This window comes from Pseudarthrobacter sulfonivorans (assembly GCF_014712225.1).
Lineage (GTDB): Bacteria > Actinomycetota > Actinomycetes > Actinomycetales > Micrococcaceae > Arthrobacter > Arthrobacter sulfonivorans.
The window spans coordinates 21,089-47,184 of sequence record NZ_JACXBW010000003.1; the positions used below are offsets into that span (position 1 = coordinate 21,089).

Below are 26,096 nucleotides of genomic sequence, written 5' to 3' on the forward strand. Positions count from 1 at the left end.
ACACTGGTGCCATGGATAACGAAACTCTCCACGACACCACTCTTGAACACGCCCTCGACGTCGCCAAGGCCAACCATAAAGAGGCCGTCAGGCTCGTGGAGCAGGCCCGCGCTTCGCTGGCTGCCGGCGATATTGGCGAGGACCGGGTCCGGCAACTGGAAAGCCTCCTCCAATTGGCCGAAGAGGATCTCCGGCGGGTGGTCCGGGAGCAGTAGATCCCGGCCACTCGTCCTCCCCACTGTGGATAACAGTCCGCATGTCAGTGGGGTGTCCTAGGCTCTTCTGGTGGACGAGAATCCCGGAAGAGTTCCTAACTCATGACCGTCAGTTGGGGTGCCTACCGCCGTGCCCGCCGGCGCTCGAGACAGGCGTGGGCCTTGCTGGTGGTGCTGGCGTTGTCAGTACTGTCTATCGTGCTGTGGTTTTTCACGGCCGGCCAGTTCGCGGCGGCAGAACCCGCTGTTGCCGGACCCAGCCAGGCGCCGGTCTTTGACGGTACGTGGATGAAACCCGTAGTCCCCGTTTACCCCGTCCCGCAGGGGAGTGCCCGGGCTGCCCTGGACGGGCTGGCGGTCAAGGGCCGTGCGCCGAATATTAATTACCAGCGCGAGGCATTCGGGCAGGCGTGGCTGGATGTTGACCGGAACGGCTGCGACACCCGCAATGACATCCTCCGCCGCGACCTGGCGTCGGTGGGCTTCACTGAGGGATCGACGTGCCGGGTGGCGTCCGGTGCCATCGTGGAGCCGTACACGGGGACAGCCGTGGAGTTCCGGCGCGGGCCGGAGAGCAGCAAGGAAATCCAGATCGACCACGTGGTGGCACTCGGTGACGCGTGGCAGAAAGGCGCCCAGGGGCTCACCCCGCAGCAGCGACAAAGCCTGGCCAACGATCCGCTTAACCTCATCGCCGCAGACGGTCCCGCCAACCAGCAGAAAAGCGCTGGGGACGCGGCCACCTGGCTGCCCAAAAATAAGAACATCCGCTGCCACTACGTGGCCCGCCAGATCTCCGTCAAGGCATCGTATGGGCTGTGGGTCACGCAGCCGGAAAAGGATGCCATGAAGCGCGTCCTGGACTCGTGCCCCGACCAGCCCACCATCGCAGCAAGGTGAACTCATGGCAGCCGGCTGAGCTGTCCCCGGAGCTTCTAGTGGCCGAAGGGATCCGGGTCCACGCCCGGCATCCAGGTCAGCCCGGGAACGCCCCAGCCGCTCTTCTTGGCCAGTTTCATGGCCTTCCGTGAATAACGGTCCAGCAGCCGGTTTACGTACAGTTTGCCGTCCAGATGGTCGTATTCGTGTTGGATCACCCGCGCAAACCAGCCGGTGGCTTCGAAATCGACCGGCTGCCCGTGGCCGTCAAAGCCCTGGACCCGCGCCCACTCCGCGCGCTTGAGCGGGAATTGGCCACCCGGGAAGGAGAGGCAGCCTTCCTCCTCTTCATCGGGGTCGGGCAGTGCACCGGAAACCTTGGACAGCGTCAGCACGGGGTTCACGAGGACCCCGACGGGGGGAGCGTCGTCGTCGTTCGCGAACTTGTAGACGAAGACTCTTTTGCCCACGCCAACCTGCGGGGCTGCCAGGCCCACGCCGTTGGCCGCGTCATTGGTTTCGAACATGTCGGCAATCAGGGTGCGCAGTTCGTCGTCGAACACTTCCACCTCGGCGGCGCGACGGTGGAGCACCGGTTCTCCCCAGATCGTGATCGGCAGAACTGTCATGGCAGGTGACCCTTCGTGCGTGCGGCGCGGCGCCGGCAATTGTGCAAAAAAGAAGGCCGTACCGGATATCCGGTACGGCCTCCAAACTGACGGCTTCTGCTGCCGCCCTATGAGGGTGAGCTACGGGGGTTGAACCCGCGACCTCCTGGACCACAACCAGGCGCTCTGCCAACTGAGCTAAGCCCACCATGTGCCCTGCAGCTGATCCGGAGACCCGGTCCTCTGGAAAGGCAACTCAAACAGCTTACAGGCTGTTCGGCGATGGTTGTGCCACTTTTGCGGTTTTCGAGGAAAATTCCCCCGAAACGTGGCGCAGATTACTGTTCGGGGGCGCCTGTAACGCGCTGGGCAATGCCGCGGGCTGTGATGCTGTCGGGTCCGGGGGCCGGCACAAAAACCGCCTCGCGGTAGTACCGGAGCTCGTCGATGGAATCCCTGATGTCGCCGAGGGCGCGATGGCCACCCTTCTTGGCGGGGGACTGGAAGTATGCCCGGGCGAACCAGCGGCGGGAGAGTTCCTTGATGGTACTGACGTCGATCACCCGGTAGTGGAGGTGTTCAACCACGGCCGGCATGTCCCGCGAGAGGAACACGCGGTCCGTTCCCACCGAGTTGCCGCCGAGCGGGGCCTTGCGGGGGTCCGGTACCCACTTTTCGATGTATTCCATGACGGCGGCCTCGGCCTCGGCCATCGTTTTGCCGTGCGGCAGTTCCTCGAGCAGCCCGGACCGGGTGTGCATGTCCCGCACGAAGTCGTTCATCTGGGCGAGGGCCGCGTCCTCGGGCTTAATCACTACGTCCACTCCGTCGCCCAGTATGTTCAGCTCCGAGTCCGTCACCAGCGCCGCCACCTCGATCAGGGCGTCGTTCTTGATGTCCAGGCCAGTCATTTCGCAGTCGATCCAGACGATGCGTTCGTTAGTTATAGGCACCGCACCAGCCTACCGTTTAGCCCCGCCGCAACCGTCCGATGCTAGGATTTCGGGTACAGCGAGGCTGGGATTTTGGCCGCTCTGCTGTGCCTGCGCGGCCGGGGCGGCTACCGCGGCCCACTGGGCCGAAGCGCTGAAAGCAAAGAGATTGGACGATCCTGAGATGACGGCGCCTGTGCCTGCAGCGGGGGAGATGGCCACCATCGTGATCCCCAGGGCCGGTGCGGCCGAAGTGAACGACCCCCGTTCCCCGATTCTGGCCGGTTTTCTCGGCTCGGTCTTTATGGCCGTCGGATCCATAGGTGTCGGCTGGTTGGCACCGGTTTCCGAACTCCGCCGCGTTCCGATTTTTATCTGGATGCGCACAGAGGCCATCGGGGTGGCCCTGGCCATCGTGCTGGTCGCAGTCGGCGGAATGCTCCTGGTGCGCTCCTGGCTGCGGCTGGGGCAGCGCGTCCGGGTTTGGGGGCCCGAAGCGCGCAAAGCCACCCTGCAGGCCGTGGCGGCGTGGGGCCTGCCGATGGTGATCAGCGTTCCGCTCTTTAGCCGCGACGTGTACGCCTACATTGGCCAGGGCCGCCTGATGGTGGAGGGGTTCAACCCTTACGAGAACGGCATCTCGGCGCTATCCAACTACTTCCAGCTCGGCGCCGACCGGCTGTGGACCGAAGCTCCCGTGCCGTATGGCCAGCTGTTCCTGTGGATTGAGCAGTTTGTGGTCTGGTCCACCAACGTCCATCCCGAGGCCAGCGTGATGCTCTTCAGGCTGGTTGCACTGGCCGGCGTGGTGCTCTGCATCATTTACGTGCCGAAGCTCGCGGAGCTTCATGGCGTCAACCCGCACCGTGCGCTCTGGCTCACGGCCGCCAACCCCCTGTTCCTGACCAACTTCATCGCCAGCGTCCATAACGATGCCCTCATGATCGGGCTCGCCCTGGCCGGGCTTTATTACGCTGCCACGCGGCGGGTGGTGCTCGGGATCGTTCTGGTGACCCTGTCCATCGCCGTTAAGCCCATCACAGTGGTGTTCCTGCCGTTTATCGGCCTGATGTGGGCCGGCAAAAACGCCGGCTGGCCCCGGAAGTTCCTTTTCTGGGCCCTCGCAGGCGGGCTGAGCCTCGCCATGCTGTACGCCTTGAGCCTGGTCAACGGATTCGGTTTCGGCTGGATCAACGGCCTCTCCGCTCCCGGCAGCATCTTCATCTGGTATGCCCCGGTGGGACTCGTTGGCCTGGTGGTTGCCTCGATTTCCAACGCTTTCGGGCTGGACGGCTGGACCTTGGCAGGCTGGGTGTTCGACGCCGGCAAGTTACTTGCCGTGGGCATCGCCGCCTTCCAGATCTTCAAGGGTGAGCACGAGCGCCTGATCCGTCGCCTCACCCTGGCGTTCGCGGCGGTCGTGGTGCTGGCGCCCATGATCCAGTCCTGGTACGTGGTGTGGCTTATCCCGTTGTTTGCCGTGACGGGCATCCGCAACGACTGGCAGGTCAAGGCACTCTATTTCATCGTGTCGTTCTTTATGATCTACGCGATTTCGGACCAGCTCGAAGTGTTTCCCTACCTCCAGACCGGGGATCTGGGATTGGCCCTGGTCCTGGCCCGCTTCGCCGCTGCGATCACCGGCCTGCTGTTTGGCCTGTACCTGATCTTCATGGATCCGCAGACCAAGCGGCTCTTCCGGAAGACGGGGGAGCCTGTTACGGAGCGCCCGGTCATTTAGGGCTTCAGATGCCGCACGGCTTCCTTCCGCGACAGGGAACTCAGCTGGCCGGCATGTTCCGTCACGAAATCCCCGACCCACGCGGGGTTGGTCTTGGCGAACTCCCGGAGGGCCCAGCCGATGGCTTTCCGGATAAAGAACTCCGGGTCGCCCAAGTTGGCCTCGATCGCTGCGCGCAGCAGGCCGGTATCGGTCGCCGACTTCGCCTTAAGCTGGGACGTGATGGCGGCGCGCCTGATCCAGAAGTCCTCATCCGTGCTCCACTCAAGCAGTACGGGCGTGATCATAGCCGGGTGTGCCAGCAGCAAACCGCAGGTCCTTTGGCTCACGCCGTCCACGAAGTCCCACCAGGCACCGGTTCGAATGATTTCCTCATACACCGGCAGCATCAGGGGGTCCCTGGCAACCAGCCGGAGCCCGGTGAGGTCGATCGCCGCGTACTGTTCTTCCCGCCACTGCGCTTCCCGCCACAGCACGAGGGCGGTCCCGCGCAGCTGTTCCGACGACTCGAACGGAAAGGCGGCAGCTGCGGCCACCACACAACGGCGAACCTCCGGAACTCTGACACCGAGGGAAAGAATGGACGACTTCATATAGGCCTGCGCCCCGGCAGCACGCACCGGGTCAGCCCGCTCCATCAGCATCGTGCGGATCGCTGCCACGAGTTCGCGGTTCACCATTTAGCAACTCTAGCCACACGGGGCATCATCCTGTGGCCCCGGCCCGCGTGACACTGCCCGACCGTCACGGCAGGCGAGGGGCGCCGCGTACTGGCGAACCGCCGTCGAACCTCTTGCGGAGGCGGGTGATCCTCCCTAGTTTTAGGGGAGATAGTTTGACATAGACGGTGTGCGCTGCGGGAGAAGCCGGGAATGGCCGAAAGGGATGTCGGGAACAGCGCCGGTTCTGCGGGCCCGGGGGCACTCACCTTGGTCCAAGGAACGTCGTTCTGCATATCGGCCCCCAACGGGGACATGTCCGCGCGCCTTCCGCACGGCTTGTTCTTCCAGGACACGCGGTTCATCAGTGAATGGACGCTGAAGGTTCAGGGGCTGCCGGTTGAGGCGCTCTCGGCCACCACCCCGGAGCCGTTTCATGGCGTCTTCGTTGGCAGACCCCAGAGGGACGATCACGCCGACACGTCATTGCTCATTGACCGGGAGCGCGAGCTCGGGGAAGGTCTCACCGAGACCGTCACGGTGCATAACTACTCTCAACGGCCGCTGCGATGCCGGGTGGAGCTCTTCCCCGACGCGGACTTTGCCAGCTTGTTTGAAGTCAAGGAAGGCCGGCAGGCCCCACGCGGGCGTTGTTCCCGCCGGTTGACCCCGGGAGGCCTGACGCTCGAGTCGGAGCGGGACGGCCACACACGGCGCATCCGGGTCGCCTTCGCCGGATCGCGGCTTGAGGAGGAGCGGCTGGTCCTGGACACAACCATCGCCGCCCACGGGCAATGGTCAGGCACCATCTCGGCAACACCTCTGTTGGCGGGCAAAGCCGGCCACGCCAGTGCCGGAGCAGGAGGCGTACGGGGGGCAGATGCCTTGCGCCGTGTCATGGAGTGGCGCGAGTCCATGCCCACAGCAGATCTGCGGAACGAGGCAGTGGAGAGGGTCATCAGACGCAGCCAGGACGATCTGGGGTCCCTGCGAATTTTCAACCCAGACCACCCTGGCCGCGCCGTGGTTGCAGCGGGCGCACCGTGGTTCATGGCCTTATTTGGCCGGGACAGCCTGCTCGCCTCATTCATGTCCCTGCTCCTGGACCCTTCTCTGGCGAAAGGGACCCTTTTGACGTTGGCGGACTATCAGGGAACCAAGGTAGACGCCGCTTCGGAGGAGGAGCCCGGCAGGATCCTTCACGAAGTCCGCCTCGGAGCCACCGCCGGTCTCGCGCTGGGAGGCAGCGGGGTCTACTACGGCACCGCCGATGCGACTCCGCTGTTTGTCGTCGTCCTGGCCGAGCTGGGCAGGTGGGGACTTGATGATGCAGCGATGCGTCAGCTTCTTCCTGCAGCGGACAGGGCACTTCGATGGATGGAGGATTACGGCGACCGGGACGGCGACGGCTTTATTGAATACCAGCGGAAAACGGAAAGGGGCCTGCGCAATCAGGGGTGGAAGGACTCGGGAGACGGGATCAATTTCGCCGACGGATCCCTCGCCGAACCACCCATCGCCCTGTGCGAAGTCCAGGGCTACGCCTACGCCGCATACATCGGCCGTGCGCTGCTGGCCACGGCCGCCGGCGACGCGAAGACAGCCGATGCCTGCGTGGCCAAGGCGTCCAGACTAAAGCAGGCGTTCAACGAACAGTTCTGGCTGCCGGAGCGCGGCTATTTCGCGGTTGCGTTGGACAAGGACAAGAAACCCGTCGACGCGCTCGCCTCCAACATGGGCCATTGCCTTTGGACCGGGATCATCGACAACGACAAGGCCGCGCAGGTGGCCGAACACTTGGTGTCCCCTGACATGTTTACCGGTTGGGGGATCAGGACGCTGGCATCAAGCATGGGCGCCTATAACCCTGCCAGCTACCACAACGGATCCGTTTGGCCCCACGACAATGCCATCGCCGCCGCCGGGCTGATGCGGCACGGGTTCGTTGAGGAGGCCCACAAAGTGGCCTACTCCCTGCTGGAGGCCGCGGATCATTTCAATGGCCGGCTACCGGAACTCTTTTGTGGGCTGGACCGGTCAAGATACCCCGAACCTGTCCCGTACCCCGCCTCATGTTCCCCGCAGGCCTGGGCGTCGGCAGCGCCCGTTCAGCTCATCAGGACGCTGCTGCGCTTCGACCCCGGGCTTCCTTGGGACGAGGTATGGCTGGCCCCCACGCTGCCCCCGCAAGACACGCGCTTCTATTTCGATAATGTGCCGTTCTCAGGGGATGGGCGGCTGTCGATTCACATCGACGGTGATTCAGTCAGCGTTAGGGGACTGCCCCCAAATATCAGGCTGCGCCGTGAAGCACGCCCGCCACTCAGTGAACTGTTTAACCTGGGCGGGCACTGAATGGCCATGGGAAGTTCTGTTCGGAAACTGCGGCTCTCGCTAGACTTAACTTGCGCCGCAGAAAACGCAGAGTTCCTTTTGGGAAAGGCACGGTCATGACCCACAACAGCGGCTTCGAAGACACCCCGAATGAGGCAGGCCCGGAAAAACAGCCAGTAGAACCAGACCTCCGCGGCCGGTACGTCGAAGGAAACTTCGGCACGGCCGGAGCCCAGGGCGGCCGCCATGCGGACGATGAGGAAGGCCAATACGGCGAAGGAAACTACGGTACTGCCGGCAAGGAAGGCGGCCTGCCCGAACCCCTTGGAGACAAGGCCGGGGAGTCGGGACGCTACGTAAAGGGCGACTATGGTGATGCCGGCTTGGTACCGGGCCGCACCGCTGACTCCGAAATCGGGCGGTATTCAAAGGGCAGCTACGGAGCGGGCGGTTCGGTGGACCCCGCCCGGAAACCGAGTAGCGGTCCCGGGAAAAACAAACAGGAATAGTCCGGCGCCTGCCCACTCGTTCCGTAGGCTCGATCTGGAATGGCTACATCAGGGCGCCCCGGCGCCTAGCCACAGGCTCAGGAATCCGTGGGCAACATTCTTGAGATTCCTTCGGAGGGAAGCACGCCTTCAGTGCTGCGCCGCAGCGTGACATGGCCGGTGATGGTCGACGGCGCGGCTTCCTCGCCGATCATCCCTGCGGCCCTGCGCGTGGCCTGCCGGCCAATTTCCTCAAGCGGCAGGTGCACTGTTGAGAGGGCCGGGCGGAAGTCCCGGAGGGTCTCAATGTCGTCAAAGCCGGCGATGGTGGCATCCCGGGGTATGCGCAGGCCCTCGGAGCGCAGTGCCGCGGCCGCCCCGATGGCCATGACATCATTCACGGCAAAGATGCAGGTCCGCTTCGCATACCCGGAGGTGTCCCCAGCCTCCGGGGAAGCTTTGATCCGGGCAGCCAGGGCAACGCCCGCGTCGAATCCGCCGGAGCGGTTGAACCCGGTGCGGACGATCTCGGCCGGCGGCAGGCCGGCGTCGGCCAGACCGCGCTGGAATCCGCGGACCCGGTCGTCGGAGGTGAACAGGCCGGCCGGCCCGCCGATGATGACAAAGTCGTCGTCCCGTGAAACCGCGAGTTCGGCGGCGAGTTCGGCGGCAAGGTCCTCATTCGGCACGGGCACCACGTGGTAACCCTCGGTAGAGGAAGCGCCGACGACGGCGTGCCCGACAACTGCTACCTGACCGCCGTTGCGGCAGTAGCGGTCAAGCTCCGCCGCCAGCTCGGTGTTCCCTTCGCCATCCTCGGGACGGGCCGAGCGGGATCCGGCGATCACGATCGAATCCGCCCGCCGGGCTGCAAAGGCGGCCACCGCTTCCCTCTCGTCCGCCGGGGCTCCGGCAGTTGTTGCCAGCAGAACCATCCTGCCCTGTTCCCGGGCGGCTTCCTGGACCCCACGCGCGATGGCCGCAAAGTACGGGTCGGCGATGTCGTGCACTATCAGCCCGATCAGCCCGGAGCTCGATTTGGCCAGCCCCTGGGCCTGGGCATTGGGGATGTAGCCCAGGGATTCGGCCGCTGCACGCACGCGTTCGGCGATGTCCTGCCCCGGTGTCCTGGCGGAGCCGTTGAGGACCCGTGACGCGGTGGCCGGCGAAACGCCGGCCAGGCGGGCAACCTCTGAAAGGGTACTTGCAACCACGGCGTCTCCTGTCGGGCAAATTCAGTGCAAATCGGGTTCGGTTCAGTATTGCAGTTTCAGGATGTTTGGGAAAGCGCTTGCCAAGGTGGAATCGGCTAGGGCATCATGACATCAGTGGGAATGCGCTTTCCCAACTCGCTTGAGTATCACAACGCTCACTCACCGTGGAGGACACATGGGCTTCGAAACAAAGACGATCCGCATAGCCATGAACGGCATTACCGGCCGGATGGGGTACCGCCAGCACCTGCTGCGCTCCATCCTTCCCATCCGCGATGCCGGCGGATTCACGCTGGAGGACGGGACGAAGGTCCAGGTGGAACCGATCCTGGTGGGCCGGAATGAAGCCAAAATCCGCGAGCTGGCAGAGCTTCACAAGGTGTCCGAATGGACCACGGACCTGGACTCCGTCATCAACGACCCCTCAGTGGACATCATTTTTGATGCCTCCATGACCAGCCTCCGCTCCGCGACCCTTAAGAAGGCCATGCTGGCCGGGAAGCACATCTTCACCGAGAAGCCCACCGCCGAAACGCTGGAGGAGGCAATCGAGCTGGCCCGCGTCGGCAAGGAAGCCGGCGTCACCGCCGGCGTCGTGCATGACAAGCTCTACCTCCCCGGTTTGGTCAAGCTGCGCCGCCTGGTTGACGAGGGCTTCTTCGGCCGCATCCTGTCCATTCGGGGTGAATTCGGCTACTGGGTCTTCGAGGGCGACGTCCAGGCGGCACAGCGCCCGTCCTGGAACTACCGCAAGGAAGACGGCGGCGGCATGACCACGGACATGTTCTGCCACTGGAACTACGTCCTGGAAGGCATCATCGGCAAGGTCAAGAGCGTCAACGCCAAAACCGCCACGCACATCCCGGCCCGCTGGGACGAGGCCGGCAAGGAGTACAAGGCCACCGCTGACGACGCCTCCTACGGCATCTTCGAGCTCGTTACCCCGGCAGGCGAGCCTGTCATCGGCCAGATCAACTCCTCGTGGGCTGTGCGGGTCTATCGCGACGAACTGGTGGAATTCCAGATCGACGGCACGCATGGTTCAGCCGTCGCAGGCCTGAACAAGTGCGTTGCCCAGCAGCGTGCGCACACGCCCAAGCCCGTCTGGAACCCCGATCTGCCCGTGACGGAATCCTTCCGCAGCCAGTGGCAGGAAGTTCCGGCGAACGCAGAGTTGGACAACGGCTTCAAGCTGCAATGGGAAGAATTCCTCCGCGACGTTGTTGCAGGCCGCGAGCACCGCTTTGGCCTGCTGTCCGCAGCCCGCGGCGTGCAGCTGGCCGAACTGGGCCTGCAGTCCAGCGACGAACGCCGCACCATCGACATCCCGGAGATCGCGCTCTGATGACTTCCCTGATCCTTCCCACCCACGACGGCGGCACCCGCGAGTACCGCCTCCAAGGCGGTACATCCTGGGCCCGCCCCACCGCCCCGCTCACGTCCCGCCGAGCCTACGCCGCTGCCCACGTAATCCCCGAAGTACTGGGGGACAATACTCCCGGAGCGCCCGCCTCCCTCGACTGGGAAGCCACCATGGCGTACCGCCACGAGCTGTGGTCCTACGGACTGGGCGTGGCCGATGCCATGGATACGGCCCAGCGGGGCATGGGCCTTGACTGGGCAGCCACCCAGCAGCTCATCAAACGCACCGGTGTGGAAGCGGCCTCGGTGGTCTCCTCAGATAACGCCGCCACCACCGGCAAGACTGTTCGAGACCTGGTGTCCTGCGGCGCCGGAACCGACCAGCTGGACCCGGACCAGCTGCCTGACGGAGCCGCAGGAATCGAGGCGGTCATCAACGCCTACCGTGAGCAGATCGCCGTCGTGAGTGAAGCGGGACCCAAGGTCATTCTGATGGCCTCCCGCGCGCTTGCCCGCGTGGCCAGGGGGCAGGACGACTACATGCGCGTCTATTCGACGCTGCTGCAGGAAGTGGACCAGCCCGTTATCCTGCACTGGCTCGGGACCATGTTCGATCCCGCCCTTGCCGGTTACTGGGGTTCGGATGACGTCGCCACAGCCACCGAAACGTTCCTGTCCCTGATCCGTGAACACGCGGACAAAGTGGATGGCGTGAAGGTTTCGCTGCTGGATGCTTCCCACGAAGTTGCCCTGCGGGCTGCGCTGCCGGCGGGCGTCCGACTGTACACGGGCGACGACTTCAACTATCCGGAACTGATCGACGGCGACGGCACGCACCACTCGGACGCCCTGCTGGGCATCTTCGCCGCAATCTACCCGGCCGCTTCGGTGGCCCTGCAGAATTACGACGCCGGTGACCCCGCCAAAGCCAGGGCCATCCTTGATTCCACCCGGGAACTGGGCAAGCACATCTTCAGTGCCCCCACCTTCTACTACAAGACCGGGATCGCCTTTATGTCCTGGCTCAACGGCAGACAGCCGGGCTTCCAGATGGTGGGCGGCCTGCATTCGGGCCGGTCCGTGTGCCACCTGTCCCGGACGTTCGAACTCGCTGACCAGGCAGGACTCCTGAAGGACCCTGCCCTGGCCGCGTTCCGCATGTCCGATTACCTGCGAATCAATGGAGTGGGAGTATGACATTCAATTCAGGACCGTCCCCTTTTTCGCGACTGTCCCTCAACAGCGCCACCACCAAGAAATGGACCCTTGCCGAAGTAGTTGACGGGTGCGTCCGCGCCGGCGTGCCCGCCATCGGCCCGTGGCGGGACCGCATTGAGGAAGTCGGTCTCGACAAGGCCGCGAAGCTGATTCGGGACGCGGGCCTCCGGGTATCCTCGCTCTGCCGCGGCGGTTTCCTGACGGCAGCAGACGCCGAGGGACAAGCCGCTGCGCTGGCGGACAACCGCGCCGCCATCCTCGAAGCGGCTGCGCTGGACACCAGGGACCTGTTCCTGGTGGTCGGCGGACTGGGGCCGGGGGAGAAGGACGTGGTGGCGGCCCGCCGGCGGGTCGCCGACAGGCTCGCGGATCTGGTCCCGTTCGCCGCCGGGAACGGGATCCGGCTGGTGCTGGAACCGCTGCACCCGATGTACGCCGCCGACCGCGCCCTCATCTCTACCCTGGGGCAGTCGCTGGACCTGGCTGCGCCGTTCGACGCGCAGACGGTTGGCGTCGCCGTCGATACTTTCCATGTCTGGTGGGACCCGGACTTGAAGGCACAGATTGAACGCGCCGGCCGTGAGGGGCGCCTCGCGTCCTACCAGGTCTGCGACTTCAACATGCCCATCGCGGCTGATCCGCTGCTGTCCCGCGGCTACATGGGCGACGGCGTCATTGACTTCGCCACCATCACCACCTGGGTCCGGGAGGCCGGTTATACAGGCGATATCGAGGTCGAAATTTTCAACCAAGAGATCTGGGACGCCGACGGTGACACTGTCATTGAGACGGTCAAGGCGCGTTACGCCGAACTCGTGCTGCCGTACGCCTGATTTTGATTCTGTGGCCGGCCGCGGCCCTTGAAGTTTCCTGAGCTTGTTGGCGGATCCGAGCCTCCAAGGCCGGGATCCGCGAACAGGGCCTCTTTCCGGGCGGTGGCGGGCGCGGGGGAACGTCGAAGCTAAACAAAAGAACACCCCGGTCCGGAGACCGGGGTGTTCTTGTTTGGCTTCGACGCATCCGTGAAGGATGTCTCGACTCACCCTAACGGTGCCCCAGGAGGGAATCGAACCCCCGACCGGCGGATTAGAAGGCCGCTGCTCTATCCCCTGAGCTACTGGGGCACTTGGCGCCACGACCAGAAATCCGGCGCATGAAAAAGTTTACATTGCCCGGCGTGCCGCTGCGTCAAAGCCGCGCCACGTTTGGCACTTGTCCTCAACACAGCAGTTCACGGCGGGGTTGTCCACATACGGAAGTTTGTCCCTCGCGGCCTCATGCTGTCCGCGCGAAGCTGGTTCTGCCGCTAAGGCAACACCTTCGGAGACAGGACAAAACAATGAGCGATTACATGACGTTCCGGGGCTTCGTCGCCACCGACATCAAGACCTCCACTACCACTACCGGAGTGGGAACTGCCTCGTTCCGCCTCGGGTCAACGGCCCGGCGTTTCGACCGCACTACGAGTACGTGGGTGGACACGCACACCAACTGGTTCACCGTTCAGGGGTACCGCCAGCTGGCCGGGAACATGGGCTGCAGCATCAAGAAGGGCCAGCGCGTGATCGTGGTGGGCCGGCTCAAGCTGCGCACGTGGGAGAAAGACGGCCGCATCCACTTCGCCCACGAAATCGATGCAGAGTCCGTGGGGCACGACCTCATGTGGGGCTCGGCCAACTACATCCGCACAGTTAACAATGGAGCGCAACATACAACCGGGGGAGGCCCCGCCGATCCGGACGAGGACAGAGAGCCGGACGAAGGGGAGCCCGTGGACGACGATGCGGCGGCGGTCTTCGTTGAGGACGCTGACGGCAACTACGTTCCCGTTGATGCTGAAACCGGCGAACTCGTCGATTCCGCCGTCTGAGATGGAGGCTGAGGTCGCCGAGCGAAACGCGCGCCAGCGGGGTGCCGGCGTTCAGCCGGCACCCCGGCGGTTCCAGTGCGGGCTTGGCGCCGTGGAAGAATGGCGGCATGAAGCGCGCGACCGAAAACCGGCAGACAACTACCGTCATCAGCCGGCCGGCGCATGCCCGCCAGCGCACACCAGGCATCGCCAGGGCCTTGGCGCTGCTGACAGTCGGAGCACTGACCGCCTTTGTGCTCACGGGCTGCACCGGCGGTTCGTCGGCCGGCACGCAGCCAGCTGCCGGCCCCTCGGCGGTGGCAACCACAGAGTCTGGCACCGCGGCGGCAGTTGAGCCAGGCAGCCCGAAGCCCGGCACGGCGGGGGCGTCCGGGGCCACCGCCGCGGAGAACCCCGCCACCGCCGCGATGAAACAGACGGTGACGGATGCGCTGAGCCGGCTTGCGGCGGGAACCCCGAGACCGGCCACGGCGCAGGTGACGGAAGCCCTCACCGGCGCCGGTGTTGCCCCGGCAGTCCTTGAAGTATCGGCGAGCCGCACGCCCACCGGGCTGGAAGCCGATGCCATTGAATCCGCTGTACTGCAGGACACAGACTGCGTGCTTGGCCACATCCGCGACGGCAGCGTAACAGTCACCGTCCTGCCGGTCCTGGCCAGCGGGAAGTGCTTCGTGGGGGCAGGGGCCTAAGGCACCGAATGTGAGTTAAGCCCGCCAACCCACTAGATTTGGAACCATGGCGGAATTTATCTACACAATGACCAAGGCCCGCAAGGCCGTTGGCGAAAAACTCATTCTTGACGACGTAAGCATGTCCTTCTTTCCGGGCGCCAAAATTGGTGTTGTTGGCCCGAACGGTGCCGGTAAGTCCACCATCCTGAAGATCATGGCAGGCCTGGACACGCCGTCCAACGGTGAGGCGCGGCTCAGCCCCGGCTATACCGTGGGCATCCTGTTGCAGGAGCCGCCGCTGAACGAGGACAAGACCGTCCTGGGCAACGTCCAGGAAGGTGTTGGTGAAATCTACGGCAAGATCCAGCGCTTCAACGAGATCTCCGAGGAAATGGCCAGCCCCGACGCTGACTATGACGTGCTCCTCGAAGAGATGGGTCAGCTGCAGGAAGCCATTGACGCCGCGGACGCCTGGGACCTCGATTCCCAGCTAGAGCAGGCCATGGACGCGCTCCGCTGCCCGCCCGCCGACGCTGACGTGACCCTCCTCTCCGGCGGTGAGCGCCGCCGTGTGGCGCTCTGCAAGCTCCTGCTGCAGAAGCCGGACCTCCTGCTCTTGGACGAGCCCACTAACCACCTGGACGCAGAAAGTGTCCTGTGGCTGGAACAGCACCTCTCCGACTACGCCGGCGCCGTCCTGGCCGTCACCCACGACCGGTACTTCCTTGACCACGTCGCGGAATGGATCGCCGAGGTCGACCGCGGCCACCTGTACCCCTACGAGGGCAACTACTCAACATACCTGGAGAAGAAGCGCGCCCGCCTTGAGGTGCAGGGCAAGAAGGACGCCAAGCAGGCCAAGCGCCTCACCGAGGAACTCGAATGGGTTCGCTCCAACGCCAAGGGCCGCCAGACCAAGTCCAAGGCCCGTCTGGCCCGCTACGAGGAGATGGCTGCCGAGGCGGACCGCACCCGCAAGCTCGACTTCGAAGAGATCCAGATTCCCCCGGGCCCGCGCCTCGGCGGACTCGTTCTGGAGGCCAAGAACCTCCAGAAGGGCTTCGACGACCGCACCCTGATCGACGGACTGTCCTTCACCCTGCCGCGCAACGGCATCGTCGGGGTCATCGGCCCTAACGGTGTCGGCAAATCCACCCTGTTCAAGACTATCGTCGGCCTGGAGCCGCTCGACGGCGGCGAACTGAAGATCGGCGATTCGGTCAAGATCTCCTACGCTGACCAGAGCCGTGGCGGCATCGACCCGAACAAGACGCTCTGGGAAGTTGTTTCCGATGGCCTGGACTACATCCAGGTTGGCCAGGTTGAAATGCCGTCCCGTGCCTACGTCGCCGCTTTCGGCTTCAAGGGGCCTGACCAGCAGAAGAAGGCCGGTGTGCTCTCCGGTGGTGAGCGAAACCGGCTCAACCTGGCGCTGACCCTCAAGCAGGGCGGAAACCTGCTGCTCCTTGACGAACCCACCAACGACCTCGACGTCGAAACGCTCAGCAGCCTCGAGAACGCGCTGCTGGAATTCCCCGGCTGCGCCGTGGTGGTTTCGCACGACCGTTGGTTCCTGGACCGGGTGGCCACCCACATCCTGGCCTACGAAGGCGACGAGGAAAACCCCTCCAAGTGGTACTGGTTCGAGGGCAACTTCGAATCCTACGAGGAGAACAAGGTCGAACGCCTCGGTCCCGATGCGGCCAAGCCGCACCGTGTAACCCACCGCCGCCTGACGCGCGACTGACCGACCCGCGGCTGATTCAGGCCAAAGAAAGGCCGGCGCCCTGACGGGGCCGGCCTTTCTGCTGCCTTCGGGAAGTCAGTCCCGAACGGCCTTGCGGATCTGGTGCTGCAGGAGTTTGGACTGCACCGCACCCACCACTTTGTCCTTCAGGTCGGTGGGCACGCGGATCATGCCCTCCTGCGCCACGGAGGCGACGTGCTGCCCGGCCTGGTTGAAGATCTTTCCCGTGGCGAGTCCCCGCGCGCCCTGGGCGCTGGGGGACTCCTGGACGTAGAGCAGCCACTCGTCCACGCGGGCGGGCCGGTGCCACCACATGGCGTGGTCCAGGCTGGCCACGCTCATGCCGGGGGTTATCCAGCTGAGCCCGTGGCGGCGCAGGATGGATTCGAGCAACGTGTAGTCGCTCGCGTAGGCCAGCGCGGCCCGGTGCAGGTTCGCATCATCGGGCATGGGGCCGAAGGTCTTCATCCAGACGGCGTTCCGGGGTTCCTGCTTCCCCTTGGCGGAAACGTAGAGGGGCGGGTCCACGTGGCGGATATCGAAGGGCCGTTCATAGGCCCAGTGCTGTGCGATGGGATGGTCGAATTTGCCCAGCAGCTCGGCTGTGCTGGGGAGCGACTCCGGAGCAGGAATGCCGGCAGGCATCTGTGACTCGTGGTCCGGGCCTTCATCCAGGTTCTGGAATGACGCGATCATCGACAGGATCGGCACGCCTTCCTGGTAAGCGTGGACGCGCCGGGCCGAGAAGGACCGGCCGTCCCGCAGTCGCTGGACCCCGAAGGTGATGGGCTTGTTGGCGTCGCCGGGCCGCAGGAAGTAGCCATGCATGGAGTGGACAAAGCGGTCCGGGTCCACCGTCCGCATGGAGGCAATCAGTGACTGCGCGAGCACCTGGCCGCCGAAGACCCGCTCACGGGGCTGCGGCTGCGAGGAGGGGCCCAGGAAGATGTCTTCGTCCGTCCTGGCCCCTTCCAACTCACCCAGGTCGAGGAGCTGGATGAGCGTGGACGTGGGGTCGCCGCTGGGCGGCGCCAGCAGTCCGGTTTCGGCTTCAGTCATGGTTCGACTCTAGACGCAGCCCCGGCACCGCTCAACCAACGCACAGCCGGTAGTGTTCATGGTGTGTCTGATCTACTCACCCAGTCCCTGCAGTTCGCCGATCCGCGTGATCTCGCCGATCTCCGCACCTTCGCCACCCGTGCCAAAACAATCGACGACGGCGCCATCCGCCTCCAGGCCTCCGGTTCCGTCTTAGCGGCGTACGTGTGTGTCCTGCGGCCGCGGCTGCTGGGCGAAAGCACGCCCACCATCCTGGGCCTGCGGACGATCGGGCTGGCGGTGCCTTCCACGGTGGACGCAACCGTTGCGTTGTCAGCGGTCCTGGACCGCTTGGCCCGGGCGGGGGAGGACGACGTCGAGCTGCCGGTTCCGCCGTCCACCGTCACCGAATCGTGGACGGGGGTCGGCGCACCGCGGACGGGCTGGGAGCGGGTCGGCCCGTTGCAGGATTCCGAACTCCGCCGCGCCGCTGAAACCGGCATCACCGAGGTGGCGGGAATTGTCCCGGCTCAGCCCGGCGCCCTGATCGTCAACAACGCGCGTGCCGCGGTGTGGGGCCGGGCCTTGGACGGCTCCGGCCTCCCGGCAGGAGCAGCCTTCGCGGCCCTCACGCTGGGGTTCCTCGCTGACGGGGAACAGACGCTTTACCGGGCAGGCCGGTGGTTCCGCCTTAGCGGTCCGCGCGGCCACGTCCTGGTGCGGACAGGCAGTGGCCTCTAGGCTTCCGAAGGACTGTTCACCATGGACAGGGCAGCACGCTCCATGTAATCCCAGAGTGTTCCCTCGTACAAAGGGGGCAACGCCAGGGAATCCACGGCTGTCCGCATGTGGAACAGCCAGCGGTCCTTGGCTTCCGGGGTGACCCGGAACGGCATGTGGCGCATCCGCAGGCGCGGGTGGCCGCGTTCCTCACCATAAGTTGTAGGCCCGCCCCAGTACTGCTCCAGGAACATCAGGAAGCGGCGCTTGGCGGGGGCCAGGTCCTCCTCCGGGTACATGGGCCGCAGCAGTGGATCCGTCGCCACGCCGTCGTAGAAAACATCGATCAGTTTGACGAAGGTCTGATGGCCGCCCACGGCGTCATAGAAATTATCCGTATAGCCGGGCTGGCTGAAGGGATCGTTCTGCATGAGCTGGCGTGGCTGCTGCGGTTCGACGGGGATGGTCATGGCTCTATTCTCCCGCCTTCTGGGGCGTCTTCTTGGCCTCAGTGGCCGGCTCATGCAGAGCGGCCTCAGGCCCGGCCGCCGGGACATCTGAAACGGGAACATAAGTCCCCTGCGACCGGTTGCCCACACGCAGGATCTCGCCGTTGCGGAGGTACCAGATGGCGCCGTCCTCGGAGCGGACCCGGGTGATCCGCAGTCCCATGGACTCCACCACACCCACTACTTCGCTGGTTTCGATGACATCGCCGATCCCGTACTGGTCCTCGATGGTGATGAAGATGCCGGCAAGGAAGTCGCGGATCAGCTGCTGGGCGCCGAAACCGATCGCGACACCCAGGATGCCCACGCTGGTCAGCAGCGGGGCGATGTTGATGTCCAGGTTCTGCAGGACATACATGGTGGTAATGACGGCCACCAGCACGCCTACAATGCTGTTGAGCAGCGAACCGATGGTTTCCGCCCGCTGCACGCGCCGCTCATGGTCCAATGCCCGAATGGCCGGAGCAACCCACTTGAAATGCGCTTTCTTGAAGAAGTTGCTGCCCGACGCGACCCGCTTGCTGATCCGGGAAATCAGGAACGTCGCCACCAGCCAGATGGTTACACCGACACCGAGACTGATCACGATGCCTGCGACGCTGATGCCGTCAGGCTCGGTGGCGGCGGATGGAAGGATCGACAGCATGCTGAACATAAAGGGTGAAACTCCTTGGGGTCTCCGGCGGCGGCCGGGGATAAAGTGGGCCTGCGCGGGTTCGCCCGGCGCGTAAGGCTCTGTTCTCCTTCAACATTAGCGCCGTACCGTGGACCCATGCGCATCCTCGTCCTCGGCGGAACAGCCTTTCTCTCCTCAGAAGTCGCCCGGCAGGCAGTGGCCGCAGGGCATCAGGTCACCTGCCTGGCCCGCGGTTCCGCGGCTGAACCACCGGCGGGCGTCCACTGGGTGCAGGCAGACCGTTCACTCGGCGCGAACAGCTACACGGAGCTACGCGGGGACTGGGATGCCGTCATCGAGGTGGCCCGTGATCCTGTGCCGGCCACGGAAGCGCTGACAGCCGTGGCTAACCGGGCGGGCCACTGGACGTTCGTGTCCAGCTGTTCTGTCTACGCAGACCATTCGACCCCGGACGCCGCCGAGGACGCTCCGCTCCTGCAGCCCCTGGCGCCGGGTACCAAATCCACCCCCGAAAACTACGGCGAGTCCAAGGCAGCCATTGAACAAGTAACCCTCAAGGCGACCGGAGGCAAGGCCCATCTCTGCCGCGCCGGCCTGATCGGTGGACCCGGGGACGGGACTGACCGCTATGGTTACTGGCCGGCGAGGTTTGCGCGGGACAACCGGCCCGCCGTCGTCCCTGACATTGCCAGCCATGCCACCCAGGTCATTGACGTGCGGGACCTGGCGGGATGGATCCTCACCGCGGCGGAGCAGGAAGTGACCGGCCCGTTGAACGCGGTGGGGAACCGGGTGCCGTTCGGCGACTACCTTGAGGAGTCGCGGACCGCCGCCGGGTACGGGGGCGAGGTGCTCAGCGCTTCGGAGGATTGGCTCGTGGGGCACGGCATCGACTACTGGTCCGGACCGGATTCCCTCCCGCTGTGGCTGCCGCCCGGCCACGACGGGTTCTGCACACGCAGCAACCAGGCCGCCAGGGCCGCCGGCCTGACCATGGCGCCCTGGCAGGAGACACTGGCCGACACACTCGCGGACGAGCGCCGCCAAGGCCTGGAGCGCCGCCGGAAGGCAGGCCTCGCGCCGGCCACGGAAGCCCGGCTCGCTGAGGAACTCCTCGGCAGCCGCTAACCCCCACCCCGCCCATGTAAGTAGCAGCAGGTGTCGTTTTGGGCCCTCAAAACGACATCTGCTGCTACCTAGTTGGGCTGACTGGAGGCCACGGTCACAGGGGAGTGAAGCACCGGGAAATTCACGCTCCGGGCGATGAAGCAGACCTGGTTCGCTTCCCGGTGAAGCTGTTCGCTCAACGCCACGTGGGACGGGTCCACCACGGTGACGCGGGGGTTCAGCGTGACGGACTCGAACTGTCCACTGCCGTCCTGGTTAAGGCGCAGACGTCCCGTGGCCTCGTCGCGGTAATCGGTGACAACCACCCCGTGCCGCACCGCGACGTGCAGGAAGGACAGCATGTGGCACTGTGCGAGTGCCGCGAGCAGCAACTGCTCAGGGTTGTACCTGTCCCGGTCCCCGTGGAACGTCGGATCGGCCGAGCCCTTTAGGACCGGCAGCCCGGGAACCACTATGTCGTGGTCCCGTGAGTAGCCGCGGTAGGACGACGTCCCCTCACCCAGGTTGCCGGTCCACTGAACCGCCAACGAATAGTGGTGCTGACTCAGGCTCATGCCGCCGCCCTACACATCGCCCGGAAGGACATCCGCCGCGCGTGCCCGCAGGGCCCGGGCCACGCCGTCGCGGTTCTCCAGCATCATGCGCCGCAGCGCCGAACTGTCCGCCGGGAGTCCAGCAAGGAAGGCGTCCGTGCGGTCCACCGTGGCCTGCGTTGTCAGCAGCGCGGGGTAAAGCCCGACGACGATCTGCTGGGCCAGTGCGTGGGTGCGGTTCGCCACGATCCCGGGAACGGCGTCGAAGTACTTTTCCGCAAACGGCTCCAGGAGCGTCCGGTCCAGGACGCGCATAAAGCCCCTGACCGCCGAACCCTGCAGCGCATTGGAGAGCTCGCCCTTGACCACGATCGACTCCCAGGCAGCCGCCTTGGCCGCCGGGGTGGGGATCGCCGCCGTGGCCAGTGCGGCAGCGTTTTGCCCGCTGGCCGTGTTGTCGCGCTCCAGTTCCGCGTCGATCTCTTCCCGGCCCAGGCGGCCACCCGCCACCAGCGACGCCAGCAGTTCCCAGCGCAGGTCCTGGTCCACGGCCAGCCCGTCCAGCGCCACAGAGCCGTCCAAAAGGCCCGCCACTGTGTCCAGCTGGGCGCCACTGGAAGCCAGCAGGGCGAACGACTTCACAAACTGAAGCTGGGCGTCGGAACGGCCGGCTGCTGCGCTGGCGAGGCCCCACAGCGTGTCCGCGGCCGCAACGGTGGTGGCTGCGCGGTGCTCCTCGGCAACATAGAAGTTCAGCGTGGTGGCCAGCTGGCGCAGCTGGACCATGATCACGGAGGAATCTGATTCGGCAGCCACGTTGGCCAGGACCAGTTCCACGTACCGGCGTGCAGGGGTCTCGCCGTCGCGCGCGGCATCCCACGCGGAGTTCCAGACCAGGGTGCGGGGAAGGCTGCCGCTGAAATCCTTCAGGTGGGCCGTGGCCGTGGCCAACGACTTTCCGTCGAGCCGGACCTTGGCGTAGGCGAGGTCGTCGTCGTTCACCAGGATCAGGTCCGGCTGCGCCAGCCCGACCAGCGCGGGCACCTCGGTGCGCTCGCCGTCGACGTCGAGCTCCTCCCGGTGCACGCGTTCCAGCTTGCCGGCGCTGTCCAGGTTGTAGAACCCGACGGCCAGCCGGTGCGGACGGATGGTGGGCCACTCCGCCACGGCGGACTGGACGATGCTGAAAGCTGTCAGCGTCCCGGAAGCGTCCACTTCGAGTTCCGGCGCGAGCGTGTTGACGCCGGCCGTCTCGAGCCAGAGCCGGCCCCACTGGTCAAGGTCGCGGCCGCTGGCCTTTTCCAGCTCCGCCATGAGGTCGCTGAGCTCGGTGTTCTGCCAGGCGTGCTTGGCGAAGTATTCGCGGACGCCGGCCATGAACTGCTCCGGCCCCACCCAGGCCACGAGCTGGCGCAGTACCGAGGCGCCTTTGGCGTAAGTGATGCCGTCGAAGTTGACCTCCACGTCCTGCAGATCGTTGATTTCGGCGAAGATCGGGTGGGTGGTGGGAAGCTGGTCCTGGCGGTAGGCCCAGGATTTCTCCACCGAGGCGAACGTGGTCCAGGCGCTGGTGAAGGACGTGTTTTCCACCGCGGCGAGGTGCGACATGTATTCGGCGAAGGACTCGTTGAGCCAGAGGTCGTTCCACCAGCGCATGGTCACGAGGTCGCCGAACCACATATGGGCGAGCTCGTGCAGCACGGTGATGGCACGGCGTTCGATCTGCGCGCCGGTGACCTTGCTGCGGAACACGTAGCCCTCAAGGATGGTCACGGCACCGGCGTTCTCCATGGCACCGGCATTGAACTCGGGCACAAACAGCTGGTCGTACTTTTCGAACGGATAGGCGACGCCGAACTGGGCCTCAAAGAATTCGAAGCCCTGCCGGGTCAGTTCAAAGATGTTGTCCGCGTCGAGGTACTGCATCAGGGATTTCCGGGCGAAGACGCCCAGCGGGATCATCCGGCCGTCGGAGCTGGCCACTTCGCTGCGGACGGACTGATACGGGCCGGCGATGAGTGCAGTGACATACGAGGACAGCCGCGGCGTGGGGGCGAACGTCCAGACGGAGCGGGCGCCGCCGTCGCCGCCCGGTGTGGTTTGCACGGCCCCCGGGGTGGGGGAGTTGGAGATGACGTCCCAGTGCGACGGCGCCGTGACTGTGAAGGCGAAGGTGGCCTTGAGATCGGGCTGTTCGAAGACCGCGAACATGCGCCGCGAATCGGGCACCTCGAACTGGGTGTACAGGTACACCTCGTTGTCCACCGGATCAACGAACCGGTGGAGGCCTTCGCCGGTGTTCATGTAGGGCGCGTCCGCCACCACGGTGAGCTCGTTGCTGTCCGCCAGGTCGGGCAGCTGGATGCGGATGCCGTCGGAGACGCTGGCGGGGTCCAGTGCCCGCCCGTTGAGCGTGACGCTGTGCACGGTGTGGGTGACGGCGTCGATGAACGTGGAGGAGCCGGGCACGGCCGTGAACTTCACCGTAGTGGTGGTCCCGAAGACCTGCCCGCCCCTGGTGAGATCCAGGGTGACCTCGTAGGAGTCAACGTTGATGAGTTCGGCACGCTCGCGGGCTTCGGCGCGAGTCAGGTTCATACCTGGCAAGTGGGGCCTCCAGAAGGGTCGGTTGCCGGCGGGCGGTGGCCTGCTCCGGCACAAGTGAAGTCATTCTGTCACGGCCGCTGGCGGGAGTAGCGTTAGAGCATGGGAAAGTTCCGGGATTCAGTGGATGCCAGGGCGCTTCGCTTCGCGGTGGGCTTTCCGGTGGTACTTGCCGGGGCTTTTGTGTTCAGCGCCTTTTTGCTGCGTGCCGATCTTCCGGACCCGGTGGCGATCGGCTGGACGGCCGACGGCGGCGCTTACTTTGCGCCGTTCGGTGCCTACGCGTGGGGCGGCGCGGCGCTGATCATCGCCGCCGGCTGGCTGGTGCTGTCCCAGGCAGTGCCCCTGTCCCGGCCCACTGTGATGCGGCGGATCATGATGGGCGCAGGACTGTCCGTGAGCCTGTTCGTCACCGCTGTCCTGGCGGCCGGATTGGTTGGCCAGACGGGGCTCGCCGATGCCCGGGAGTCCCACGTGGACGTGATTGTCCTCGCGGTGGGAAGCGGCGCGGCCCTGTCGCTTGGAGTCATCATGGGGTTTGTCTTCAAGGCTGACAATCAGTGGTCGCCCGAGGATGACCGTGCCCTGCAACTTGCCCTCGCCCGTGAGCTGGATCCTGACCTGGCGGAGGACACGTACCGGCTCTGGGTGCACGCCCGGAGTTCCGTGTTTGTCATGATCGCTGTTGCCAGCCTCTTTCCGGCTGCCCTGATCGCTGTGGCACTGCCTTGGCTGGGTGCCCTCGTGGCGGCCGCTGCCGTGGTGGCCGCAGCGTTCCTCTTCGCCCGGGTCAAGGCGGACCGACGGGGCCTGCGCGTGCTGGTGGCCGGCGTACTGCCGGTCATGGATGTTCCCGCGGCCGCGATTTCCGCTGCCAGTGCCGCGGACGTCCGCGCAGCGGACTATGGCGGGTGGGGCTACCGGAACCACGGCGGCACCGCCGCGATGCTGGTCAGCAGCGGCCCCGCCGTCGTCGTACGCAAGACTGACGGACACAATGTCGCGGTCAGCGGCGGCAGCCCCGCGAAGGCCGCACGGCTTGCCGAGGTTCTGACGCGCGTCGCAGCGAGGGCACAGCGCGGCGGCCCCGGTTCAGGGCCCGGCGCGACCGGATCCTAGTATCCTTGTCGATGTTGATCTGACCCTGGCCCGAAACGAACGGACACTGCTGTGACTTCTTCCCCTGCCTTCCCGCGCGTACACATCGCCACCGACCACGCAGGGATGGAACTCAGCGCCCATCTGGTCAGCCACCTCACTGCCAGGGGCTACGAGGTGGTGGACCACGGTCCCAAGGAGTATGACGCGCAGGATGACTACCCGTCCTTCTGCATCAACGCAGCGCTCGCCGTGGTGGCCGACCAGCAGGCAGGCGTCCAGGCACTGGGCATCGTCCTGGGCGGCTCGGGCAACGGCGAGCAGATCGCAGCCAACAAAGTGAAGGGCGTCCGCGCAGCACTCGCCTGGAACCACTCCACTGCGAAGCTGGCGCGGGAACACAACGACGCCAACGTGGTGGCTGTCGGCGGCCGCCAGCACACGGTCGAGGAAGCCACTGAGCTGATCGAAGCCTTCCTCGCCGAGCCCTTCAGCAACGACGAGCGGCACGTCCGCCGGATCGGCAAGATCGCGGCCTATGAGGCCACGGGCGAGGTCATCGAGTAGTGCCGGAGGGGCACTCAGTCCGCCGCCTGGCGCAACAGTTCGGGGACGTCTTTACCGGTGAGACGCTGTACGTCAGCAGCCCGCAGGGCCGGTTTACGGCCGGCGCGGCGCTCCTGGACGGCCAGGTGCTGACGGACTCGCGGGCCCACGGCAAGCACCTCTTCCTGCATTTTGACCACGCCGTGGTGCTGCACGTCCACCTGGGCCTTTACGGGGCCTGGGACTTTGGCGGCGATGCCACCTTCCGTGGCGCGTCCAGCATCGGTGCGCCGCGGAAGATCGGTGAGAGCGAGCTTTTTGCGGACCTCGAGGAGGTTGCTTACTCGGGGCCGCCGGAACCCAAAGGCGCCGTTCGCGTCCGGCTCGTGAGCCGGCACGGCTGGGCGGACCTGCGCGGCGCCACTACCTGTGCCGCCATCACCGAGGCTGAGGCGCGCGCCGTCCTGGCCAGGTTGGGCCCCGACCCGCTGAGGAACCGGCCCGAAGACAAAACCGGGTTTGTGACGGGCCTGTTGTCCCGTAAGACGCCCGTCGCGGCGCTGCTGATGGACCAGAAGGTGATCGCCGGCGTCGGGAACGTCTACCGGGCCGAAGTGCTGTTCCGCCAACGGCTGGACCCCTGGCTGCCCGGCAACGCCTTATCCGCCTGCGCAGCCGGGCTGTTGTGGGACGATACAGCCGCAGTGATGGCCGACGGCGTCCGGGACGGGCGGATTATCACCACGCCGGCGGCGTATTGGGAGGAAGGCGCCGTGCTGCCCGCGGGGGACGACGCGCATTACGTCTATAAGCGGGAAGGGCTCCCGTGCAGGGTTTGTGACGCCCCGGTAGCCATGACAGAACTGGTTGGCCGCAAGCTGTACTGGTGCCCGGCCTGCCAGCAATAACAAAATCAGCCTGCAAAAAAGCAGGGCCCCTCAGCGAGGGGCCCTGCTTTTGTCTTGCATATCCGGAGGGGACGACGGGAATCGAACCCGCGTAATCAGTTTGGAAGACTGAGGCTTTACCATTAAGCTACGTCCCCGGAAAAGCACATTCGCCGGTTTGCCGGGTTGCTGCGTTCTTCGGGCTGGCTGTTGAAGCCGGATACAACTAAACCTAATTCATGCCCCACGTGTCAAATGTGCAAACAGGGCCGGAATGACCGTAGACTTGCCTGTGCACTTACGGGGTGTAGCTCAGCTTGGCTAGAGCACCTGCTTTGGGAGCAGGAAGTCGCAGGTTCAAATCCTGTCACCCCGACTCTGCGGCCTCGACCGTCTAGGCGGCCCGGGGAAGAAATGCGTTGCAGATACCCATCCCACAAACCCCAGGAGTACTTAGA

The 26,096-nt window shown here is 65.2% G+C and carries 25 protein-coding genes and 4 tRNA genes; 17 read left to right on the forward strand and 12 right to left on the reverse strand.

The genetic code is table 11. From position 1 onward, the window contains the following. Positions 1 to 11: 11 nt before the first annotated feature. Positions 12 to 215, forward strand: coding sequence for a hypothetical protein (locus IAQ70_RS04455; RefSeq protein ID WP_190988129.1), 204 nt, complete (start codon positions 12 to 14; stop codon positions 213 to 215). 102 nt (positions 216 to 317) lie between these two features. Then, positions 318 to 1,115 carry an HNH endonuclease family protein gene (locus IAQ70_RS04460; protein ID WP_190988130.1) on the forward strand — a complete coding sequence of 266 codons (798 nt, stop codon included), beginning with the start codon at positions 318 to 320 and terminating at the stop codon, positions 1,113 to 1,115. Between the two features lie 35 nt (positions 1,116 to 1,150). Here IAQ70_RS04460 and def read toward each other — a convergent pair whose 3' ends face one another. From def to orn, 3 genes are all read right to left on the reverse strand, one after another. Further along, a complete protein-coding gene (def, locus tag IAQ70_RS04465) occupies positions 1,151 to 1,723 on the reverse strand; it encodes a peptide deformylase (RefSeq protein WP_190988131.1) in 573 nt (190 codons plus the stop codon). Positions 1,724 to 1,837: 114 nt separating this feature from the next. Beyond that, positions 1,838 to 1,910 (reverse strand) — tRNA-His (locus tag IAQ70_RS04470). Between the two features lie 130 nt (positions 1,911 to 2,040). Next, a complete protein-coding gene (orn, locus tag IAQ70_RS04475; protein WP_190988132.1) occupies positions 2,041 to 2,655 on the reverse strand; it encodes an oligoribonuclease in 615 nt (204 codons plus the stop codon). 163 nt (positions 2,656 to 2,818) lie between these two features. Between orn and mptB the strand changes: the two genes are divergently transcribed. Next, entirely contained in the window at positions 2,819 to 4,375 is a 1,557-nt protein-coding gene (gene mptB, locus IAQ70_RS04480) for a polyprenol phosphomannose-dependent alpha 1,6 mannosyltransferase MptB (protein WP_190988133.1), read from the forward strand. Here the strand turns inward: mptB and IAQ70_RS04485 are convergent. Further along, positions 4,372 to 5,055: a DNA alkylation repair protein gene (locus tag IAQ70_RS04485; protein ID WP_190988134.1), complete on the reverse strand. Its 684-nt coding sequence runs from the start codon at positions 5,053 to 5,055 to the stop codon at positions 4,372 to 4,374. The genes mptB and IAQ70_RS04485 overlap by 4 nt on opposite strands. Positions 5,056 to 5,247: 192 nt before the next feature. On the opposite strand from IAQ70_RS04485, the gene IAQ70_RS04490 reads away from it, so the two are divergent. Then, positions 5,248 to 7,389: an amylo-alpha-1,6-glucosidase gene (locus IAQ70_RS04490; protein ID WP_190988135.1), complete on the forward strand. Its 2,142-nt coding sequence runs from the start codon at positions 5,248 to 5,250 to the stop codon at positions 7,387 to 7,389. A 95-nt stretch (positions 7,390 to 7,484) separates the two neighbouring features. Beyond that, positions 7,485 to 7,877 (forward strand): hypothetical protein, encoded by a 393-nt coding sequence (locus IAQ70_RS04495; protein ID WP_190988136.1) that lies wholly within the window; start codon positions 7,485 to 7,487, stop codon positions 7,875 to 7,877. A 77-nt stretch (positions 7,878 to 7,954) separates the two neighbouring features. On the opposite strand, the gene IAQ70_RS04500 is transcribed toward IAQ70_RS04495, so the two are convergent. Next, entirely contained in the window at positions 7,955 to 9,070 is a 1,116-nt protein-coding gene (locus IAQ70_RS04500; RefSeq protein ID WP_190988137.1) for a LacI family DNA-binding transcriptional regulator, read from the reverse strand. A 175-nt stretch (positions 9,071 to 9,245) separates the two neighbouring features. Between IAQ70_RS04500 and IAQ70_RS04505 the strand changes: the two genes are divergently transcribed. The 3 genes from IAQ70_RS04505 to IAQ70_RS04515 are packed head-to-tail and all read left to right on the forward strand — an operon-like array spanning position 9,246 to position 12,483. Then, a complete protein-coding gene (locus IAQ70_RS04505; RefSeq protein WP_190988138.1) occupies positions 9,246 to 10,415 on the forward strand; it encodes a Gfo/Idh/MocA family protein in 1,170 nt (389 codons plus the stop codon). Next, positions 10,415 to 11,629 carry a dihydrodipicolinate synthase family protein gene (locus tag IAQ70_RS04510; RefSeq protein WP_190988139.1) on the forward strand — a complete coding sequence of 405 codons (1,215 nt, stop codon included), beginning with the start codon at positions 10,415 to 10,417 and terminating at the stop codon, positions 11,627 to 11,629. The genes IAQ70_RS04505 and IAQ70_RS04510 overlap by 1 nt, the downstream gene beginning before the upstream one ends. Next, complete coding sequence (locus IAQ70_RS04515; RefSeq protein ID WP_190988140.1) at positions 11,626 to 12,483, forward strand: sugar phosphate isomerase/epimerase family protein; 858 nt, start codon at positions 11,626 to 11,628, stop codon at positions 12,481 to 12,483. The genes IAQ70_RS04510 and IAQ70_RS04515 overlap by 4 nt, the downstream gene beginning before the upstream one ends. 218 nt (positions 12,484 to 12,701) lie before the next feature. On the opposite strand, the gene IAQ70_RS04520 is transcribed toward IAQ70_RS04515, so the two are convergent. Then, positions 12,702 to 12,774 (reverse strand) — tRNA-Arg (locus IAQ70_RS04520). A gap of 215 nt (positions 12,775 to 12,989) precedes the next feature. Here IAQ70_RS04520 and IAQ70_RS04525 point away from each other — a divergent pair. The 3 genes from IAQ70_RS04525 (at position 12,990) to ettA (ending at position 15,938) form a co-directional block, all read left to right on the forward strand. Next, positions 12,990 to 13,520, forward strand: a complete 531-nt coding sequence (locus tag IAQ70_RS04525; RefSeq protein WP_190988141.1) for a single-stranded DNA-binding protein — start codon at positions 12,990 to 12,992, stop codon at positions 13,518 to 13,520. 107 nt (positions 13,521 to 13,627) lie between these two features. Further along, complete coding sequence (locus IAQ70_RS22645; RefSeq protein WP_223858898.1) at positions 13,628 to 14,209, forward strand: DUF6993 domain-containing protein; 582 nt, start codon at positions 13,628 to 13,630, stop codon at positions 14,207 to 14,209. 46 nt (positions 14,210 to 14,255) lie between these two features. Then, positions 14,256 to 15,938, forward strand: coding sequence for an energy-dependent translational throttle protein EttA (ettA, locus tag IAQ70_RS04535; RefSeq protein WP_190988142.1), 1,683 nt, complete (start codon positions 14,256 to 14,258; stop codon positions 15,936 to 15,938). 75 nt (positions 15,939 to 16,013) lie between these two features. Here ettA and IAQ70_RS04540 read toward each other — a convergent pair whose 3' ends face one another. Next, on the reverse strand, positions 16,014 to 16,997 hold the full coding sequence (locus IAQ70_RS04540; RefSeq protein ID WP_190988143.1) for an acyl-CoA thioesterase: 984 nt from the start codon (positions 16,995 to 16,997) through the stop codon (positions 16,014 to 16,016). 63 nt (positions 16,998 to 17,060) lie between these two features. Between IAQ70_RS04540 and IAQ70_RS04545 the strand changes: the two genes are divergently transcribed. Further along, positions 17,061 to 17,717 carry a hypothetical protein gene (locus IAQ70_RS04545; protein WP_190988144.1) on the forward strand — a complete coding sequence of 219 codons (657 nt, stop codon included), beginning with the start codon at positions 17,061 to 17,063 and terminating at the stop codon, positions 17,715 to 17,717. On the opposite strand, the gene IAQ70_RS04550 is transcribed toward IAQ70_RS04545, so the two are convergent. After that, the gene (locus IAQ70_RS04550) at positions 17,714 to 18,166 is read right to left on the reverse strand and encodes a globin (protein ID WP_317983577.1); all 453 of its coding nucleotides are present in this window, start codon (positions 18,164 to 18,166) and stop codon (positions 17,714 to 17,716) included. The genes IAQ70_RS04545 and IAQ70_RS04550 overlap by 4 nt on opposite strands. A gap of 4 nt (positions 18,167 to 18,170) precedes the next feature. Beyond that, positions 18,171 to 18,860 carry a mechanosensitive ion channel family protein gene (locus IAQ70_RS04555; RefSeq protein WP_190988145.1) on the reverse strand — a complete coding sequence of 230 codons (690 nt, stop codon included), beginning with the start codon at positions 18,858 to 18,860 and terminating at the stop codon, positions 18,171 to 18,173. A 117-nt stretch (positions 18,861 to 18,977) separates the two neighbouring features. Between IAQ70_RS04555 and IAQ70_RS04560 the strand changes: the two genes are divergently transcribed. Next, entirely contained in the window at positions 18,978 to 19,970 is a 993-nt protein-coding gene (locus IAQ70_RS04560; RefSeq protein WP_190988146.1) for a Rossmann-fold NAD(P)-binding domain-containing protein, read from the forward strand. Positions 19,971 to 20,038: 68 nt separating this feature from the next. Here the strand turns inward: IAQ70_RS04560 and IAQ70_RS04565 are convergent, their stop codons facing one another. Then, positions 20,039 to 20,524: an OsmC family protein gene (locus IAQ70_RS04565; RefSeq protein ID WP_190988147.1), complete on the reverse strand. Its 486-nt coding sequence runs from the start codon at positions 20,522 to 20,524 to the stop codon at positions 20,039 to 20,041. A 9-nt stretch (positions 20,525 to 20,533) separates the two neighbouring features. Further along, on the reverse strand, positions 20,534 to 23,101 hold the full coding sequence (pepN, locus tag IAQ70_RS04570) for an aminopeptidase N (RefSeq protein ID WP_190988148.1): 2,568 nt from the start codon (positions 23,099 to 23,101) through the stop codon (positions 20,534 to 20,536). A 108-nt stretch (positions 23,102 to 23,209) separates the two neighbouring features. On the opposite strand from pepN, the gene IAQ70_RS04575 reads away from it, so the two are divergent. Genes IAQ70_RS04575 through IAQ70_RS04585 form a run of 3 tightly spaced genes read left to right on the forward strand, consistent with a single transcriptional unit; the run spans position 23,210 to position 25,659 of the window. Further along, positions 23,210 to 24,226, forward strand: a complete 1,017-nt coding sequence (locus tag IAQ70_RS04575) for a hypothetical protein (RefSeq protein WP_190988149.1) — start codon at positions 23,210 to 23,212, stop codon at positions 24,224 to 24,226. Between the two features lie 51 nt (positions 24,227 to 24,277). Continuing rightward, positions 24,278 to 24,772, forward strand: coding sequence for a ribose-5-phosphate isomerase (locus IAQ70_RS04580; protein ID WP_190988150.1), 495 nt, complete (start codon positions 24,278 to 24,280; stop codon positions 24,770 to 24,772). Beyond that, positions 24,772 to 25,659 carry an Fpg/Nei family DNA glycosylase gene (locus IAQ70_RS04585; RefSeq protein ID WP_190988151.1) on the forward strand — a complete coding sequence of 296 codons (888 nt, stop codon included), beginning with the start codon at positions 24,772 to 24,774 and terminating at the stop codon, positions 25,657 to 25,659. Before IAQ70_RS04580 ends, IAQ70_RS04585 begins: the two co-directional genes overlap by 1 nt. 66 nt (positions 25,660 to 25,725) lie before the next feature. On the opposite strand, the gene IAQ70_RS04590 is transcribed toward IAQ70_RS04585, so the two are convergent. Then, positions 25,726 to 25,796, reverse strand: a tRNA-Gly gene (locus IAQ70_RS04590). A gap of 143 nt (positions 25,797 to 25,939) precedes the next feature. On the opposite strand from IAQ70_RS04590, the gene IAQ70_RS04595 reads away from it, so the two are divergent. After that, positions 25,940 to 26,014: transfer RNA gene (locus IAQ70_RS04595), tRNA-Pro, on the forward strand. The last annotated feature ends 82 nt before the right edge of the window (positions 26,015 to 26,096 follow it).

What these genes read in the sequence shown, in the direction of transcription:
- IAQ70_RS04565 (WP_190988147.1), bottom strand. Translation starts at nt 20,524, where the DNA reads ATGAGCCTGAGTCAGCACCACTATTCGTTGGCGGTTCAGTGGACCGGC.
- def (WP_190988131.1), bottom strand. Translation starts at nt 1,723, where the DNA reads ATGACAGTTCTGCCGATCACGATCTGGGGAGAACCGGTGCTCCACCGT.
- IAQ70_RS04555 (WP_190988145.1), bottom strand. Translation starts at nt 18,860, where the DNA reads ATGTTCAGCATGCTGTCGATCCTTCCATCCGCCGCCACCGAGCCTGAC.
- IAQ70_RS04495 (WP_190988136.1), top strand. Translation starts at nt 7,485, where the DNA reads ATGACCCACAACAGCGGCTTCGAAGACACCCCGAATGAGGCAGGCCCG.
- IAQ70_RS04540 (WP_190988143.1), bottom strand. Translation starts at nt 16,997, where the DNA reads ATGACTGAAGCCGAAACCGGACTGCTGGCGCCGCCCAGCGGCGACCCC.
- mptB (WP_190988133.1), top strand. Translation starts at nt 2,819, where the DNA reads ATGACGGCGCCTGTGCCTGCAGCGGGGGAGATGGCCACCATCGTGATC.
- IAQ70_RS04485 (WP_190988134.1), bottom strand. Translation starts at nt 5,055, where the DNA reads ATGGTGAACCGCGAACTCGTGGCAGCGATCCGCACGATGCTGATGGAG.
- IAQ70_RS04490 (WP_190988135.1), top strand. Translation starts at nt 5,248, where the DNA reads ATGGCCGAAAGGGATGTCGGGAACAGCGCCGGTTCTGCGGGCCCGGGG.
- IAQ70_RS04575 (WP_190988149.1), top strand. Translation starts at nt 23,210, where the DNA reads ATGGGAAAGTTCCGGGATTCAGTGGATGCCAGGGCGCTTCGCTTCGCG.
- IAQ70_RS04515 (WP_190988140.1), top strand. Translation starts at nt 11,626, where the DNA reads ATGACATTCAATTCAGGACCGTCCCCTTTTTCGCGACTGTCCCTCAAC.
- IAQ70_RS04460 (WP_190988130.1), top strand. Translation starts at nt 318, where the DNA reads ATGACCGTCAGTTGGGGTGCCTACCGCCGTGCCCGCCGGCGCTCGAGA.
- IAQ70_RS04550 (WP_317983577.1), bottom strand. Translation starts at nt 18,166, where the DNA reads ATGACCATCCCCGTCGAACCGCAGCAGCCACGCCAGCTCATGCAGAAC.
- IAQ70_RS04455 (WP_190988129.1), top strand. Translation starts at nt 12, where the DNA reads ATGGATAACGAAACTCTCCACGACACCACTCTTGAACACGCCCTCGAC.
- IAQ70_RS22645 (WP_223858898.1), top strand. Translation starts at nt 13,628, where the DNA reads ATGAAGCGCGCGACCGAAAACCGGCAGACAACTACCGTCATCAGCCGG.
- IAQ70_RS04505 (WP_190988138.1), top strand. Translation starts at nt 9,246, where the DNA reads ATGGGCTTCGAAACAAAGACGATCCGCATAGCCATGAACGGCATTACC.
- IAQ70_RS04510 (WP_190988139.1), top strand. Translation starts at nt 10,415, where the DNA reads ATGACTTCCCTGATCCTTCCCACCCACGACGGCGGCACCCGCGAGTAC.
- IAQ70_RS04560 (WP_190988146.1), top strand. Translation starts at nt 18,978, where the DNA reads ATGCGCATCCTCGTCCTCGGCGGAACAGCCTTTCTCTCCTCAGAAGTC.
- IAQ70_RS04525 (WP_190988141.1), top strand. Translation starts at nt 12,990, where the DNA reads ATGAGCGATTACATGACGTTCCGGGGCTTCGTCGCCACCGACATCAAG.
- pepN (WP_190988148.1), bottom strand. Translation starts at nt 23,101, where the DNA reads ATGAACCTGACTCGCGCCGAAGCCCGCGAGCGTGCCGAACTCATCAAC.
- ettA (WP_190988142.1), top strand. Translation starts at nt 14,256, where the DNA reads ATGGCGGAATTTATCTACACAATGACCAAGGCCCGCAAGGCCGTTGGC.